This is a genomic window from Bradyrhizobium sp. CCGB12 (assembly GCF_024199845.1).
Lineage (GTDB): Bacteria > Pseudomonadota > Alphaproteobacteria > Rhizobiales > Xanthobacteraceae > Bradyrhizobium.
This window is the reverse complement of record NZ_JANADO010000001.1, coordinates 3,952,830-3,967,672: the sequence shown is the minus strand read 5'-3', so window position 1 is coordinate 3,967,672 and position 14,843 is coordinate 3,952,830. Positions and strand designations below refer to the sequence as shown.

At 67.9% G+C, this 14,843-nt stretch carries 15 protein-coding genes and 1 riboswitch; of the genes, 14 read left to right on the top strand and 1 reads right to left on the bottom strand.

From position 1 onward, the window contains the following. The first annotated feature begins 64 nt into the window (after positions 1-64). Genes NLM27_RS18785 through cobJ form a run of 7 tightly spaced genes read left to right on the top strand, consistent with a single transcriptional unit; the run spans position 65 to position 7,972 of the window. On the top strand, positions 65-439 hold the full coding sequence (locus NLM27_RS18785) for a DUF1636 domain-containing protein (RefSeq protein ID WP_254144722.1): 375 nt from the start codon (positions 65-67) through the stop codon (positions 437-439). After that, positions 436-1,470, top strand: a complete 1,035-nt coding sequence (gene cobW / locus NLM27_RS18780) for a cobalamin biosynthesis protein CobW (RefSeq protein WP_254144721.1) — start codon at positions 436-438, stop codon at positions 1,468-1,470. Before NLM27_RS18785 ends, cobW begins: the two co-directional genes overlap by 4 nt. Then, positions 1,470-4,718: a cobaltochelatase subunit CobN gene (cobN, locus tag NLM27_RS18775; RefSeq protein WP_254144720.1), complete on the top strand. Its 3,249-nt coding sequence runs from the start codon at positions 1,470-1,472 to the stop codon at positions 4,716-4,718. The genes cobW and cobN overlap by 1 nt, the downstream gene beginning before the upstream one ends. Then, on the top strand, positions 4,715-5,878 hold the full coding sequence (gene cobG / locus NLM27_RS18770) for a precorrin-3B synthase (RefSeq protein ID WP_254144719.1): 1,164 nt from the start codon (positions 4,715-4,717) through the stop codon (positions 5,876-5,878). The genes cobN and cobG overlap by 4 nt, the downstream gene beginning before the upstream one ends. After that, positions 5,878-6,507, top strand: a complete 630-nt coding sequence (locus tag NLM27_RS18765; protein ID WP_254144718.1) for a precorrin-8X methylmutase — start codon at positions 5,878-5,880, stop codon at positions 6,505-6,507. Before cobG ends, NLM27_RS18765 begins: the two co-directional genes overlap by 1 nt. A 2-nt stretch (positions 6,508-6,509) precedes the next feature. Continuing rightward, positions 6,510-7,241: a precorrin-2 C(20)-methyltransferase gene (locus tag NLM27_RS18760; protein ID WP_254144717.1), complete on the top strand. Its 732-nt coding sequence runs from the start codon at positions 6,510-6,512 to the stop codon at positions 7,239-7,241. Continuing rightward, positions 7,238-7,972 (top strand): precorrin-3B C(17)-methyltransferase, encoded by a 735-nt coding sequence (gene cobJ, locus NLM27_RS18755; RefSeq protein ID WP_254144716.1) that lies wholly within the window; start codon positions 7,238-7,240, stop codon positions 7,970-7,972. The genes NLM27_RS18760 and cobJ overlap by 4 nt, the downstream gene beginning before the upstream one ends. Here cobJ and NLM27_RS18750 read toward each other — a convergent pair. Next, positions 7,948-8,694: a cobalt-precorrin-6A reductase gene (locus NLM27_RS18750; RefSeq protein ID WP_254144715.1), complete on the bottom strand. Its 747-nt coding sequence runs from the start codon at positions 8,692-8,694 to the stop codon at positions 7,948-7,950. The two genes, cobJ and NLM27_RS18750, sit on opposite strands and share 25 nt — an antisense overlap. A gap of 10 nt (positions 8,695-8,704) precedes the next feature. Between NLM27_RS18750 and cbiE the strand changes: the two genes are divergently transcribed. From cbiE to cobF, 7 genes are all read left to right on the top strand, one after another. Then, positions 8,705-9,886 carry a precorrin-6y C5,15-methyltransferase (decarboxylating) subunit CbiE gene (gene cbiE, locus NLM27_RS18745; RefSeq protein ID WP_254148863.1) on the top strand — a complete coding sequence of 394 codons (1,182 nt, stop codon included), beginning with the start codon at positions 8,705-8,707 and terminating at the stop codon, positions 9,884-9,886. Beyond that, on the top strand, positions 9,883-10,251 hold the full coding sequence (locus tag NLM27_RS18740) for a cobalamin biosynthesis protein (RefSeq protein ID WP_254144714.1): 369 nt from the start codon (positions 9,883-9,885) through the stop codon (positions 10,249-10,251). Before cbiE ends, NLM27_RS18740 begins: the two co-directional genes overlap by 4 nt. Then, positions 10,248-11,030 (top strand): precorrin-4 C(11)-methyltransferase, encoded by a 783-nt coding sequence (cobM, locus tag NLM27_RS18735; protein ID WP_254144713.1) that lies wholly within the window; start codon positions 10,248-10,250, stop codon positions 11,028-11,030. Before NLM27_RS18740 ends, cobM begins: the two co-directional genes overlap by 4 nt. Continuing rightward, the gene (locus tag NLM27_RS18730; RefSeq protein WP_254144712.1) at positions 11,030-12,340 is read left to right on the top strand and encodes a cobyrinate a,c-diamide synthase; all 1,311 of its coding nucleotides are present in this window, start codon (positions 11,030-11,032) and stop codon (positions 12,338-12,340) included. Before cobM ends, NLM27_RS18730 begins: the two co-directional genes overlap by 1 nt. Then, a complete protein-coding gene (cobA, locus tag NLM27_RS18725; protein ID WP_254144711.1) occupies positions 12,337-13,068 on the top strand; it encodes a uroporphyrinogen-III C-methyltransferase in 732 nt (243 codons plus the stop codon). Before NLM27_RS18730 ends, cobA begins: the two co-directional genes overlap by 4 nt. 45 nt (positions 13,069-13,113) lie before the next feature. Next, positions 13,114-13,334, top strand: a riboswitch (cobalamin riboswitch). 36 nt (positions 13,335-13,370) lie between these two features. Next, the gene (locus tag NLM27_RS18720; RefSeq protein ID WP_254144710.1) at positions 13,371-14,048 is read left to right on the top strand and encodes an energy-coupling factor ABC transporter permease; all 678 of its coding nucleotides are present in this window, start codon (positions 13,371-13,373) and stop codon (positions 14,046-14,048) included. 41 nt (positions 14,049-14,089) lie between these two features. Continuing rightward, positions 14,090-14,839: a precorrin-6A synthase (deacetylating) gene (cobF, locus tag NLM27_RS18715; protein ID WP_254148862.1), complete on the top strand. Its 750-nt coding sequence runs from the start codon at positions 14,090-14,092 to the stop codon at positions 14,837-14,839. The last annotated feature ends 4 nt before the right edge of the window (positions 14,840-14,843 follow it).

Below are 14,843 nucleotides of genomic sequence, written 5' to 3'. Positions count from 1 at the left end.
ACGGGCCTCTCGAAAAGCGGTCCGTGCGCCTCTTCGCTTCCCGCTGTTTATTCTGGAAGAGGCGATGACGGTCACACTTCACGTCTGCATTACCTGCCGTGCCGGCGAAACGCTTGGCGAGGGCGACGTCACGCCCGGCAAGCGCCTGCATGGTGCGATCCTTGACGCCGGCGTACCCGACGGCGTCAATGTAGTTCCCGTCGAATGCCTGTCGGCCTGCAGCCAGGGCTGTTCGGTCGCGCTGAGCGCGCCCGGCCGCTGGTCCTATGTCTATGGCCGCCTGTCGGATGTGAATGCACACGACGTCGTCGCCGGCGCGGCGGCCTACGCGGCCGCGCCCGATGGCCTCGTGCCCTGGCGCAGCCGCCCCGAAATCTTCCGCAAGCAATCGCTTGCCCGCATTCCCCCCATTGCCGTCGTGCCGGAGGCCGCCGAATGAACCCGCTCGCAAAAGTCCCTGTCACGGTGGTCACCGGTTTTCTCGGCTCCGGCAAGACGACGCTGATCCAGCATCTGCTCGCCAATGCGGGCGGCAAGAAGCTCGCCGTGCTCGTCAACGAGTTCGGCAGCGAGGGGGTCGACGGTGAGATCCTGAAGTCCTGCGCCGACGCCAACTGCCCGGAAGAGAACATCGTCGAGCTCGCCAATGGCTGCATCTGCTGCACCGTCGCCGACGATTTCATTCCGACCATGGAGCAGCTTTTGGCGCGCCCGGTGCGGCCTGATCACATCCTGATCGAGACCTCGGGCCTGGCGCTGCCAAAACCGCTGCTGAAGGCGTTCGACTGGCCGGAGATCCGCTCGCGCATCACCGTCGATGGCGTGATCGCGCTGGCTGATGCCGAGGCGGTGGCTGCCGGCCGCTTCGCGCCGGACCCGGCTGCGATCGAAGCGCAGCGCGCAGCGGATGAAAATCTCGATCACGAGACGCCATTGTCGGAAGTGTTCGAGGATCAGATCGCCTGCGCCGACATCGTGCTGCTGACTAAGGCCGATCTTGCCGGCAGCGCAGGGATCGAAGCCGCCAAGGCCGCGATCACCGCCGAAATGCCGCGCCGCGTGCCGATGCTGCCTGTCACCGACGGCGCGATCGATGCGCGCGTGATCCTCGGTCTCGGTGCTGCCGCGGAGAACGATCTTGCCGCGCGCCCGTCTCATCATGACGGGGAGGAGGAGCACGAGCACGACGACTTTGCCTCCGTCGTGATCGATTTGCCGGAGGTGGCTGACGTCGATGCGCTGGTCGCCTCGGTCCAGCGGCTGGCGCGCGAGCAGAATGTGCTGCGTGCCAAGGGCTACATCGCGGTCGCGGGCAAGCCGATGCGCCTGTTGCTGCAGGCGGTCGGCGAGCGCGTGCGACACCAGTTCGACAAGCCCTGGGGCGCAAATATCAGGCAATCAAAGCTCGTCGTGATCGGCGAGCACGGCGATATCGACGAGGCCTCCATCAAGGCAGGACTTGGTATCTGATGCACGTCGTCTTCCGCGAGAGCCGCGGTCTCGAGGAGACCGCGACGCCAAGAGACATCGGCCAGGACCCGGCCGATCTCGTGGTGCTCTCGTATTCGGATTCCGACCTGGCCGCCTTCGCGGCCGGCTGGCGTCGTGGCCGCGACAGCCTGCCGTCGCTGCGGCTCGCCAATCTCGCGGAACTGCGTCATCCGCTTTCGGTCGACACCTATATCGAACGCACGCTGTCGCAGGCGCGCGGCATTCTGGTGCGCCTGATCGGCGGTGAGTCCTACTGGCCGTACGGGTTGGCTGCACTTCAACAACTCGCCAAAGACCGCAACATCGTAGTCGCCGTGCTGCCGGCGGACGGCCGCGATGACACGCGGCTCGATGCGTACTCGACCTTGCCGGTCTCGACACTGCGCCGGCTCAAGGTGCTCTGCGACACCGGTGGTCCGGTCGCGGCGCAGGCGGCGATTGCGCAGCTCGCGCTGGCCTCGGGTCTCTATGCCGGCCCGGTCGTCGGCGAGATGAATGTGCCCGAGATGGGATTCTATGATCCCGCACGTGGTGTCATTGCGGCGCCGTCGGCGGGTGAGGGCAAGCCGCTCGCGCTTGTGACGTTCTATCGCTCCTATCTCACCTCCGCGGATACGGGGCCGGTTGATGCCTTGATCGCCTCGCTGCGCGAGCGCGGCTTTGACGCCTATGGCGTCTTCGTCACCTCGCTGAAAGCTGCGGGCGTCGCCGATTGGTTGCGCGCGCATCTCGCGCAAAATCCTGCGGCGGCGATCGTCAATGCGACGGCGTTCTCTGCCGTGGGCGACGATGGCACGACGCCGTTCGATGCCGCGTCCTGTCCGGTATTTCAGGTCGCGCTTTCGACGGCGCGGCGCGAGGATTGGGCGGAGTCGCTCCGCGGCCTGTCGCCCGGTGATCTCGCGATGCATGTGGTGCTGCCCGAAGTCGACGGCCGCGTATTTACGGGTGTCATTAGCTTCAAGTCGGCAGCCGAGCGCGATCCGGATCTGCAATTCTCGCATCTGGCGCACCGGCCTGATGAGGAGCGCGTAAAGGCTGTCGTGGCGCGCGTCGCGGCCTGGCGTCGCCTTGCGGAGACGCCGGTTGCCGAGAAACGGCTGGCGATCGTGCTATCGAACTATCCGGGCCGGCCGCACCAGATCGCGCATGCGGTTGGGCTCGACGCGCTGGCATCGGTCGAAGCACTGGTGTCCGATCTCGCGGCGGTCGGCTTCGACATTGCGCCGGTCGATGCGCTCGGTGAAGCGCTGCTGAAGCAGAGTTTGAGCTGGAGCGTTGCCGATTATCGCGCGGCGCTCTCGCGCCTTCCGCTAGTTCTGCAAGACGATCTCGCGCAAGCCTGGGGGGCGCCGGAGGATGATCCGACCTGCGGCGACGGCGCGTTTCATTTCGCTGCGATCCGATGCGGCCGCTCGATCATCGCGGTCCAGCCGGAGCGCGGCGATACGTCCGCGCGCGATGCCGATTATCACGATCTCGCCCGCACGCCGCGCCATGGCTATGTCGCGTTCTATCTCTGGCTCCAGGGGCAGGGCAGCGATGCCGTCGTGCACATGGGCGCGCATGGCACGCTGGAATGGCTGCCCGGAAAATCCGTGGCGCTGTCATCCGCCTGTTGGCCGGAGGTGCTGATCGGCGTTCTCCCCGTCATCTATCCTTTCATCGTCAACGATCCCGGCGAGGCCGCGCAGGCCAAGCGACGTATCGGCGCCGTTACGATCGGTCACCTGCCGCCACCGCTGGAAAATTCGGCGGTGCCGGAGGGCCTGCGCCGGCTTGAACGCCTGCTCGACGAATACTCGACGGCCGATGGTCTCGATCCCGCCCGCCGTCAGCGCCTGATCGCCGCGATCCGCGACGAGGCGCGTACGGCCGGGTTGGAAGATGATCTTGGCCTCGATGCATCGGCGGCTCCGGCCGAAGCGATCCCGCGGATCGACCGCTTCGTCTGCGATCTCAAGGAGAGCCAGTTCGGTGACGGCCTGCACGTGTTCGGCCGCGGAGCCTGCGGCGAGGCGGAGCGCGATGCTCTGCGCGCCGCGCTCGCGGGCCAGCGCATTGCGCCGGGGCCGTCCGGCTCGCCCTATCGCGGCCGCCAGGACGTGCTGCCCACGGGGCGCAATCTCTTCGCCGTCGATCCGCGCGCGGTGCCGACGCCATCGGCGCATGCGCAGGGCATCAAGCTCGCCGAAGAGCTGCTCCGCCGTCATTTGCAGGATCACGGCGATTGGCCGAAGGGCCTCGTCGTCGACCTCTGGGGCTCGGCGACGATGCGTACTGCGGGCGAGGAATTCGCGATGGCGCTGCATCTCGCCGGCCTTGCGCCGCGCTGGGATCACGCCTCCGGCCGCGTCACCGGCTACGACATCATCGCGCCGGCCGAGCTCGGCCGCCCCCGCATCGACGTCACGCTGCGCGTCTCGGGTCTGTTCCGCGATGTCTTCTCCGGCCTTGCGCAATTGTTCGAAGCTGCAGCCGAGGCGCTCGCGAGCCGCGAGGACGAGAGCGACGACAATCCCTATCGTCATCGCACCTCGCGCGTATTCGCGCCGCGGCCCGGACAATACGGCGTCGGCCTGTCGGCGATCCCGGATGCCTTCACGCCCGAGACGCGTGATGCCGCCGGGGAAGCCTGGCTGTCGGCGTCGTCCTGGGCATTTTCCGCGGATGGCGCACTGCAGCCGGATCGCGCCGGCATCGAACAGCGGCTCGCGTCCGCTGACGCTTTCGTCCATGTGCAGGACCTGCCGGAAACCGATCTGCTGCTCGCCGCCGACTATGCCGCGCATGAAGCCGGTGTTGCGGCCGCAGCGGCGCATCTCGGGGCGGCAGGGCCGGCGCTCTATCACCTCGACACGACGCGCCCCGACCAGCCGCACGCGCGCACGTTGACCGAGGAAATCTCGCGCGTCGTCCGGGCGCGCGCGGCCAATCCGGCCTGGATCGCGGGCATGCTGCGCCACGGTTTTCGCGGGGTGGCCGAGATCACTGCGACGCTCGAGCACATGGCCGCCTTTGCGCATCTTGCCAGCGCCGTGCCGCCGCATCTGTTCGACCTCTACTACGATGCGACGCTCGGCAATGACGACATCCGCGCCTTCATGGCGCGCGAGAATCCGGCGGCGCTCGCCGCGATGGAGACCTGCTTCACGCGCCTGCATGAGGCCTCGCTCTGGCGAACGCGCCGCAATTCGATCGCGGCTGCGTTGCGGGAGGCATCATGAGCGCTTCCGCGGTCAAGGGCTGGTGTCCCGGCGCGCTGCGGCCGATGCAATCGGGCGACGGGCTCGTGGTTCGCGTGCGCCCGTTCGGGGGGCGGCTCGAGGCAGCGCAGATTGCTGGCCTTGCGGAGCTTGCCGAACGCTTCGGCAATGGCCTGATCGACGTCACGAGCCGCGCCAATCTCCAGATCAGGGGTGTCAGCGATCAGAGCCACCGGCCGTTGCTCGACGGCCTCGCGCGGTTGGGACTGCTCGATCCCGACCCGGAGACGGAAGCTCGCCGCAACATCCTGGTGACGCCGTTCTGGAGCCCCGGCGATGAGACGCAAGCGCTCGCCGCCGAGCTCGAAGAGGCGCTTGCCGACAGCAGGCTCGAGCTCCCCACAAAATTCGGCTTCGCCATCGATGACGGGAGGTCGCGCGTGCTGGCGGGCGATTCCGCCGATGTGCGGATTGAACGCGATCGCACTGGCCGGCTCCTGGTGCGCGCCGATGGTGCGAGGCTCGGCCGTTCCGCTGGGCGTGGCGGGGCCGTGAGCACGGCGCTTGCGCTTGCAGGCTGGTTCATCGCGTCCGGCGGCATCACGGGCGGGCGAGGGCGCATGGCGACCCACATCGCTTCCGGCGCGGCATTGCCCGGAACCTTGCGCGGCGAGACCGAGCCGGCCCCCGTGATGGCCGCGTTGCGGCCCGGACATTATCCGCAAGGTGCCATGGTCGGTGTCGCGTTCGGGCAGATGTTGCACTCGACGCTGCATCAGTTTTCCAGCTGCGGTCATGCGCTGCGGATGACGCCGTGGCGGATGGTTCTGAGCGAGGGCAAGCGTGCGATGCCGAGCGCCGCAGGTCTCATCACCGAGCCCCACGATCCGGCGCTGCGTGTCATCGCCTGCAGCGGCGCCCCGCGGTGCCGCGAGGCGCATGCCGACACCCGCGCGCTCGCCGCTGCGCTCGCGCCGCGCATCGCGCCCGATACGCGACTTCACGTCTCCGGCTGCGCCAAGGGCTGTGCGCATTCCGGCGCCGCTGCGGTGACGCTGGTTGCGACTCGCGTCGGATTCGATCTCGTCCGCGGCGGCTCGACGCACGACGAGCCTGCCCTGCGCGGCCTGAACGGCGCCGACATCATCAGCGATCCCTCCATTCTGGTGGGAGGGCACTGATGCCGCACACTTACGAGACCGACGGCGCGGCGATCTATCGGCAGTCCTTCGCCACCATCCGGGCCGAGGCCGATCTTGCGCGCTTCACGCCGGACGAAGAGCAGGTCGTCGTGCGGATGATCCATGCCGCCGGCATGGTGGGCCTCGAGGCGCATATCCGCTTCACAGAGGGCATGGCGACTGCCGCGCGTGCGGCCTTGAAGAAGGGCGCGCCGATCCTGTGCGACGCGCGCATGGTCTCGGAGGGAATTACGCGCGCGAGATTGCCCGCGGCCAACGCCGTGATCTGCACGCTCAGTGACGCCGCCGTTCCCGCGCTCGCGCAATCCATGCGCAACACGCGCTCGGCCGCGGCGCTGGAGCTGTGGCGACCGCATCTGGGTGGCGCGATCGTCGCAATCGGCAATGCGCCGACCGCGCTGTTTCATCTGCTCAACATGCTGGAGGACCGCGACTGTCCGCGGCCGGCCGCCATCATCGGCTGTCCCGTCGGCTTCGTCGGAGCTGCCGAATCCAAGGCCGCGCTGATGGCCGATCCGCCGGTGCCGGCGCTGACGGTCGAAGGCCGCCTCGGCGGCTCCGCGATCACGGTTGCTGCCGTGAACGCGCTGGCGAGCCGGAGCGAATAGTCATGGGGCGCATCATCTGCTGCGGTCTCGGCCCCGGCGATCCTGATTTGATGAGCGTGCGCGCCGACCGCACGGTGCGCGGGGCACAGCACGTCGCCTATTTCCGCAAGAAGGGCAGGCCGGGGCAGGCGCGCCGCATCGTCGAGGGCATGCTGGCACCTGATGTCACCGAATATCCGATGGAATATCCTGTTACCACGGAGATCGCTTTCGACAGCCCCGAATACGTTCAGCTGCTTGCCGGTTTCTACGACGAATGGGCCGAGCGCCTGGCGCGGCTTTCGCGCGCGGTCGACGTCGTCGTGCTGTGCGAGGGCGATCCCTATTTCTACGGCTCCTTCATGCATCTGCACACGCGCCTGCAAGGCCGCGTCGAGATCGAGGTGATCGCGGGCATTCCCGGCATGGTCGGTTGCTGGAACGGCGTCGGCCAGCCGATCGCGCTCGGCGACGACGTCACGACGGTGCTGATGGGGACGCTGGCCGAAGACGAGCTCGAACGGCGCATGCGCGATTCCGATGCGCTCGTCGTCATGAAGACCGGCCGCAATCTCGCAAAGGTGCGCCGCGCGCTCGCTGCCGCAGGCCGACTGGACGATGCCTGGTTGGTCGAGCGTGGCACCATGCCGGGCGAACGCGTCGCGCGGCTCGCCGAGATCGATGCCGCCGATTGTCCTTACTTCGCGATCGTGCTCGTGCACGGCAAGGGCCGGCATCCGGGCGCGGCCGAATGACGGGCACGCTGACCATCGCAGGCCTCGGGCCGGGCAGCGACGCGCTGGTGACGCCGGAAGTCTCCGCCGCGCTCGCGTCTGCGACCGACATCTTGGGCTACGCGCCGTATGTCGCGCGGGTGCCGCCGCGAGCCGGGCTCACCCTGCATCCCTCTGATAATCGCGAAGAGCTTCATCGCGCGAGCGAAGCCTTGCGGCTCGCCGCCGAAGGCGGGCAGGTCGTGGTCGTTTCCTCCGGCGACCCCGGCGTGTTCGCGATGGCCTCGGCCGTGTTCGAGGCGCTGGAGCAGGCGCCGCAATGGCAGGAACTGCCGATCCGCGTGCTGCCCGGCGTCACCGCGATGCTGGCGGCGGCTGCCCGCGCCGGCGCGCCGCTCGGCCATGATTTCTGCGCGATCAACCTCTCCGACAATCTCAAGCCCTGGACGGTGATCGAGAAGCGGCTGCGACTCGCCGCGGAAGCCGATTTTGCCATCGCGCTGTACAATCCGCGCTCGGCGAGCCGGCCGGAGGGATTTGGCCGCGCGCTCGCCGTGCTCCGGGAGGCCGGCTGCGGCGAGCGTCTCGTGATCTTCGCGCGCGCGATCAGCGGCTCGGATGAGCGGATCGAGACCGTCACGCTGAACGAAGCGACACCCGAAATGGCCGACATGCGCACGCTAGTCATCGTCGGCAATTCGCAGACGCGCCGCGTCGGCCGCTGGGTCTATGCGCCGAGGCGGGCGCGATGACAGAGCCACTGCAGCACTTCAGCGACGCTCTCGACTCGCAGCCGTTCGGGCAGTCTTGGCCGCGCAATCATGATCACGGGCAGGCTGAGCATACGGGCCGCATCGATCTTGGCGCGTGCGCCGTCACCGCCGGAATTGCGGGCGACAATCCATGCGATGCTGCGCGTGCGCATCATCTCAAGCTCACCTTCGAGCGTGAACGGTCCGCGCGACACGATCACATCGGCCGTGAAGGGCAGGGGCTTTTCGGGCGGATCGACGAAGCGCAGCGTATAGGCGTGTTCCGGCCGGCTCGCGAACGGCGCGATATGCTGGCGGCCGATGGCGAGGAACACTTTTGCGGGCGACTTGGGCAGCGCGGCGACCGCGGCGTTGACGTCAGGAATTTCGATCCAGTTGTCGCCGGGCGCTTTCACCCAAGCCGAGCGCTCCAGCGCCATCAGCGGCACGCCGGTTTCCGCGCACGCTTCGACCGCGTTACGGCTCATCTCCGTCGCGAAGGGATGGGTCGCGTCGATCACATGCGTGATGCCTTCGCGCCTGAAATAATCGGCAAGCCCGCTCACGCCACCAAAACCGCCGATGCGGGTCGGCAGCGGCTGATCGGCCGGCGTGCGGGTACGGCCACCATAGGAATAGACGGCATCGATGCCGGCGCGCGCGATCTCCGCGGCGAGCAGGCTCGCATCGGCAGTTCCGCCCAGAATGAGGGCGCGAATCATGGATGATTCCTTGGCTGATCCCTGGCTGACCATCATCGGTATCGGGGAAGATGGCCTTGCGGGGCTATCGGAGGCAAGTCGAAAGGCGCTTGCCAAGGCAGAAACCGTCTTCGGCGGCGAACGTCATCTGGCGCTTGCGGAGGTCGGCGGTCGCGGCCGTCCGTGGCCGGTGCCGTTCGACGCGGATATCGTGCTGAGCTGCCGTGGCCGGCCAACAGCGGTGCTCGCCTCTGGCGATCCCTTCTGGTACGGCGCCGGAGCTATCCTTGCCGAGAAGCTCGAGACAAGCGAGTGGATCGCGCATTCGGCGCCGTCGACATTTTCGCTTGCGGCCGCGCGGCTGGGCTGGCGCCTCGAAGCCGTTGCCTGCCTTGGCCTCCACGCTGCGCCGTTCGAGCGTCTCGTGCCGCACCTTGCACCGGGCGCGCGCATCATTTGCCTGGTGCGCGACGGGAAGGCGGCCAGTGATCTCGCAAAATGGATGAGCGAGCATGGATGGGGAGCCTCGAACTTCTGGACTCTGGCGGCGCTCGGCGGGCCACGCGAAAGCATCAGGGAACATCGTGCCGATGGCTTTGCGGACGACCTCGCTGGAAACCTGATTGCAGTAGCCGTCGAGGCGAAGGGCGGGCAGGGCATGCCCCGCAGTTCGGGACTTTTGGACGATTCCTTCGTCCACGACGGTCAGATCACCAAGCGGCCGGTGCGCGCGCTCGCGCTCTCGGCGCTGGCGCCCCGACCCGGCGAACGGTTGTGGGACATCGGCGCGGGCTCGGGGGCGATCTCGGTCGAGTGGGCGCTGTGCGGCGGGACAGCCATTGCGATCGAAGCGCGCGAGGATCGTGTCGCGAACATTCGCAGCAATGCCGCCGCGTTCGGATTGACGCATCGGATCAGTATCGTCACGGGGCGGGCGCCCGGCGCTCTGGCTGCACTGGACGCGCCGGACGCTGTCTTCATTGGTGGCGGTCTCGATCACGCGATGTTCGATACCGTCTGGTCGCAACTCGCGCCGGGTGCGCGGTTGGTCGCCCATGCAGTCACGTTGGAGACGGAAGCGCTGCTCGGCGAGCTGCACCAGCGTCACGGCGGTGAGCTGATGCGGGTGGAGATCGCGCATGCCGCTCCGCTCGGCCGCTACAGGTCCTGGGAAGCGGCACGGCCTGTGGTGCAATGGAGTGCGGTCCGATGAAGGTTGCCGGGCTCGGATTCAGAAAAGATGCAACGCTGGCCTCATTGCGCGAGGCGCTTCTGGCCGCCGGCGGCACCGACGGCCTTGCGGCGGTGGCGACCGTCAGCGACAAGGCCGACGCCGAAGCGCTAAAGCAGCTCGCGCGCGAATGCGGCCTGCCGATCAAGGCGGTCCCGGCGAATTTGCTGGCCGGCATCGACACGCCGACGCAGTCCAAGCTCGTCACGGAAAAGTTCGCCACCGGCTCGGTTGCCGAGGCCGCGGCGCTCGCGGCGGCCGGCCCTCGCGCGCGGCTGATTGCGACACGGGTGGTCTCGCAGGATCGCACCGCGACTGCGGCGATCGCCGAAGGAGACGGCACATGACGGTGCATTTCATCGGCGCCGGACCCGGTGCTCCCGATTTGCTGACACTGCGCGGACGCGACCTGATCGCGGCTTCTCCGGTCTGCCTCTATGCGGGATCGCTGGTGCCGGAGGGCGTGCTGGCGCATTGCCCGCGAGGGGCGCGCATCGTCAACACTGCACCGATGTCGCTCGACGAGATCATCACGGAGATCGCCGCCGCGCATGCGGAAGGCAAGGATGTCGCGCGGCTGCATTCCGGCGATCTCTCGGTCTGGTCGGCGATGGGCGAGCAGCTTCGTCGCCTGCGCGCGCTCGGCATTCCCTACACCGTGACGCCGGGCGTGCCATCTTTCGCTGCTGCTGCGGCCGCGCTGGAAACCGAGCTGACGCTGCCCGGCCTCGTCCAAACCGTGGTGCTGACACGCACACCAGGTCGCGCCAGCGCGATGCCTGAAGGCGAGAAGCTCGCTGCCTTCGCCGCCACCGGCGCAGTGCTCGCGATCCATCTGTCCATCCATCTGCTCGACAAGGTCGTCGCCGAGCTCACGCCGCATTATGGCGCGGACTGCCCGGTTGCGATCGTCTGGCGCGCGAGCTGGCCGGACCAGCGCATCGTCCGCGCGACCCTCGGCACGCTCGATGCCGCCGTGGGGAGCGAGATGGAGCGCACGGCGCTGATCCTGGTCGGCAAGACGCTTGGCGCTGCGGATTTCGACGAGAGCCGCCTCTATGCCGCCGACTATGACCGCCGCTATCGGCCTGTCGGCACCGAGCCGCGCTTTCCGGAGGTGTCGTGATGGCGGCCGGCCTCGTCATCTCCGCACCTGCCTCTGGCGTCGGCAAGACAACGCTGACGCTGGCGCTCGCGCGCGCCTGGCGCAATCGCGGATTGAACGTGCAGTGCTTCAAGAGCGGCCCCGACTATATCGATCCCGCTTTTCACGCCGCGGCCACGGGACGCGCGTCCGTCAATGTCGATAGCTGGGCGATGGACCGCGGGGGCATCGCGCATCTCGTCAGCCGCGGCGCGGATGCCGACGTCGTGCTGGCCGAGGGCTCGATGGGTCTGTTCGACGGCGTCGCCGCGCGCGGTGTCTCCGGCACCGGCGCCACCGCCGACATCGCGGAGATGCTGGGTTGGCCGGTGGTGCTGGTGATCGATCCCTCGGGACAGGCGCAGACGGCGGCCGCGATTGCCGCGGGCTTGCGCGATTATCGCGCCGGGGTGCGCCTTGCCGGCGTCGTGCTCAATCGCGTCGCTAGCCCGCGTCACGAGGATCTCGTGCGGCGTGCGCTTGATGATGCCGGCATTGCCGTGTTCGGCGCACTGCCGCGCCACGCCGAGATCAGCCTGCCGAAGCGGCATCTCGGCCTGGTGCAGGCCGAGGAGCAGGCGGAGATCGGCAAGCTGATCGACGAGGCCGCGCGCTTCGTCGCCGAGCATGTCGATCTCGATGCGGTGCTGCGCTTCGCTGCAAGCTGGTCGCCGCAGCCTGCCGCGAATGGTCTCAACGTGATGCCGCCCGGCCAGCGCATCGCGCTGGCCCGCGATGCCGCGTTCTCCTTCGTCTATCCGCATATGCTGGAAGCCTGGCGGGGGGCCGGCGCCGAGATCTTGCCGTTCTCGCCGCTGGCCGATGAAGCGCCCGACGCAAGCGCTGACGTCTGCTGGCTGCCCGGCGGCTATCCCGAGCTTCATGCCGGCAAGATCGCGGCCAATGCACGCTTCCGCAGCGGCCTGCGTGCTTTTGCCGAGACGCGGCCCGTGCATGGCGAATGCGGGGGCTATATGGTGCTGGGTGCTGCTTTGACCGACGCCGACGGTATCAGCCATGAGATGGCGGGGCTGCTCGGTCTGGAGACCAGCTTTGCCAAGCGCCGCATGCATCTGGGCTATCGTCTTGCCGAATTGGCCGCGCCGATCCCGGGGCATCAGGTCGGCGCGCGGCTGCGTGGCCACGAGTTTCATTATTCGACCATCCTCGCGCAGCCCGATACGCCGCTGGCGGTCGTGCACGACGCAACCGGCGCGGTCATCGCCGAGACCGGCTCGCGACGGGGCCACGCCACCGGCACGTTCTTCCATCTGATCGCGGAGGACCGGTGAGCGGCTTCGTCACTTTCATCTCCGCCGGCCCCGGCGATCCAGAGCTGCTCACGGTGAAGGGGGCTGCGCGGCTGCGCGAGGCCGACGTCGTGCTCTATGACGACCTTGCCTCCGGCGCGATTCTTGACCTCGCCCGGCCCGGCGCCAATCTCGTCGCAGTGGGCAAACGGGCAGGGCGGCCCTCGACCAAGCAACACCACGTGAACCGCCTTTTGGTCGACTATGCCGCGACAGGTGCGCGTCTGGTGCGCCTCAAGTCCGGCGATGCCGGCATTTTCGGCCGGCTCGAGGAGGAACTGGAGACGCTGCGGGAGGCCGGCATCGGCTACGAGATCATTCCCGGCGTCACCTCGGCCTGCGTTGCCGCCGCGCAAGCCGGCATTCCCCTGACCCGGCGCCACACCTCGCGGCGGGTGCAGTTCGTGACAGGAGCCGACGTTACCGGCGAACTGCCGCCAAACCTGAATTGGGCGGCGCTGGCGGACCCGGAGGCAACGACCGTGGTCTATATGGGCCGGCGCACCTTTCCGGCGCTTGCCGCGAAATTAATCGAACATGGCCTCGCCGCTGATACGCCGGCGCTGTTCGCGGAATCTCTCGGCCGTTCCGACGAGCGGCTGGTCCGTACCACCATTGCCGAACTCGCCGAGCAGCTTGCGCGCGGCGGCGCCGCTTCTACGGCCGCCGTCATCCTGTTCGGGGCGCTGGCGGGGGATTATCCGTCATGATGGCCGCGGTCGCCCTTCGCCCCTTGACGCCCGGCTGGCGAAAGAGGCACACAGGAGAGGCATGGTGCTCGACGCGGCGCAAAGCGCCGGAGCATAATCGGGAATGGGGATGGGCGGACCCAGTTGCGGCGCCCAAAACCCCAGCCGCCCCCGCGACTGTAAGCGGTGAGGGGCTCCGAACCGCCACTGGGCCGCAAGGCACGGGAAGGCCGGAGATCCCCAGTGAACCGCGAGCCAGGAGACCGGCCCTGCACGTTTTGAGGCCAAGGCCGTCGGGTGTGACGGCAGGAAGGATCTGAGCCATGCATATCGAACCCGGAATCGTGACGGGCGCCAAGCTCGTGCTGAGTTACGCAACCGGCATCGCCGCAGGCGGCGTTGCGCTCAAGCTTGCGGTCGAGACCGTGCGCGAGCAGGGCATCGGCTCGCTCGCCGTGCGGACGCTGGCTACCACGGCCCTCGTGTTCGTGTTCTTCGAGATCCTGCCGCACTTCCCGGTCGGCGTCTCCGAAGTGCACTTCATTCTCGGTTCGACGCTATTCCTGTTGTTCGGTGCGGCGCCGGCGGCCCTCGGCCTTGCGTTCGGCCTGCTGCTTCAGGGCGTGTTCTTCGAGCCCGCCGACATCCCGCAATATGGCATGAACGTCACGACGCTGCTGGTGCCGCTATTCGCGATCCAGGCGATCGCCACGCGGATCATTCCGCGCAACACCGCCTATGTCGATTTGAGGTATCGTCAGGCTTTGGCGCTTTCGACGACCTACCAGGCCGGCGTGATCGCCTGGGTGGCGTTCTGGGCGCTCTATGGCTCCGGCTTTGCTATGACGAACCTCGCCAACATCGCGACGTTCGCCGCGTCCTATGCGCTGGTGATCGTGATCGAGCCGCTCGCCGATCTCGCGGTGCTGGCGCTGGCGAAATCGCTGCGCGGTGTCACCGCGCCCGGCCTCGTCACGCCGCGCCTGCACAACGCGGCATAAGAGACCAGCGAAGGACGGTGCGGCCGTCCTTCGCGCTCGCGATGCTCACGCTCTCCCTGATAGGCATCGGTTGCGGCGATCCCGGGCAGCTCACGCGCGCCGCGATCCGTGCCATCAACGCCGCCGATCTCGTCCTGATCCCCCGCAAGGGGACGGCGAAATCCGATCTTGCGGATCTGCGGCGAACGATCTGCGCGGACGTGCTCACCAGCGCGAGCACGCGGATCGCCGAGTTCGATCTTCCCGTGCGCGATGCGGGCGAGACGGATTACCGCAAGGGCGTGGACGATTGGCACGATGCCGTGGCCGCGACCTGGTCGCAAACGATCGCGAATCATCTCGAAGGTAACGGCAAGGTCGCGCTGTTGATCTGGGGCGATCCATCGCTTTACGATTCCTCGCTGCGCATCGCACGGCGGCTCAATCCGTTGCCTGATATAGAGGTCGTGCCCGGGATCACCTCGATCCAGGCGTTGTGCGCGGCGCATGCGCTGCCGCTCAACGACATCGGCGAGCCGTTCCTGGTCACGACAGGCCGCCGCCTGCGCGAAGGCGGCTGGCCGCAGGGCGTCGACACCGTGGTGGTGATGCTCGACGGCGGCGCGGCGTTCCAGTCGCTCGATCCGGCCGGGCTCCACATCTGGTGGGGCGCCTATCTCGGCATGCCCGATCAGATCATCATGTCTGGTCCGCTCGCCGAAGTCGGCCCGCGCATCGTCGCCCTGCGGCAAGAGGCGCGCGAGCGGCATGGCTGGATCATGGACAGCTACATTCTCAAGCGCCTGATGTAAGCGA

What these genes read in the sequence shown, in the direction of transcription:
- NLM27_RS18785 (WP_254144722.1), top strand. Translation starts at nt 65, where the DNA reads ATGACGGTCACACTTCACGTCTGCATTACCTGCCGTGCCGGCGAAACG.
- cobW (WP_254144721.1), top strand. Translation starts at nt 436, where the DNA reads ATGAACCCGCTCGCAAAAGTCCCTGTCACGGTGGTCACCGGTTTTCTC.
- cobN (WP_254144720.1), top strand. Translation starts at nt 1,470, where the DNA reads ATGCACGTCGTCTTCCGCGAGAGCCGCGGTCTCGAGGAGACCGCGACG.
- cobG (WP_254144719.1), top strand. Translation starts at nt 4,715, where the DNA reads ATGAGCGCTTCCGCGGTCAAGGGCTGGTGTCCCGGCGCGCTGCGGCCG.
- NLM27_RS18765 (WP_254144718.1), top strand. Translation starts at nt 5,878, where the DNA reads ATGCCGCACACTTACGAGACCGACGGCGCGGCGATCTATCGGCAGTCC.
- NLM27_RS18760 (WP_254144717.1), top strand. Translation starts at nt 6,510, where the DNA reads ATGGGGCGCATCATCTGCTGCGGTCTCGGCCCCGGCGATCCTGATTTG.
- cobJ (WP_254144716.1), top strand. Translation starts at nt 7,238, where the DNA reads ATGACGGGCACGCTGACCATCGCAGGCCTCGGGCCGGGCAGCGACGCG.
- NLM27_RS18750 (WP_254144715.1), bottom strand. Translation starts at nt 8,694, where the DNA reads ATGATTCGCGCCCTCATTCTGGGCGGAACTGCCGATGCGAGCCTGCTC.
- NLM27_RS18740 (WP_254144714.1), top strand. Translation starts at nt 9,883, where the DNA reads ATGAAGGTTGCCGGGCTCGGATTCAGAAAAGATGCAACGCTGGCCTCA.
- cobM (WP_254144713.1), top strand. Translation starts at nt 10,248, where the DNA reads ATGACGGTGCATTTCATCGGCGCCGGACCCGGTGCTCCCGATTTGCTG.
- NLM27_RS18730 (WP_254144712.1), top strand. Translation starts at nt 11,030, where the DNA reads ATGGCGGCCGGCCTCGTCATCTCCGCACCTGCCTCTGGCGTCGGCAAG.
- NLM27_RS18720 (WP_254144710.1), top strand. Translation starts at nt 13,371, where the DNA reads ATGCATATCGAACCCGGAATCGTGACGGGCGCCAAGCTCGTGCTGAGT.
- cobF (WP_254148862.1), top strand. Translation starts at nt 14,090, where the DNA reads ATGCTCACGCTCTCCCTGATAGGCATCGGTTGCGGCGATCCCGGGCAG.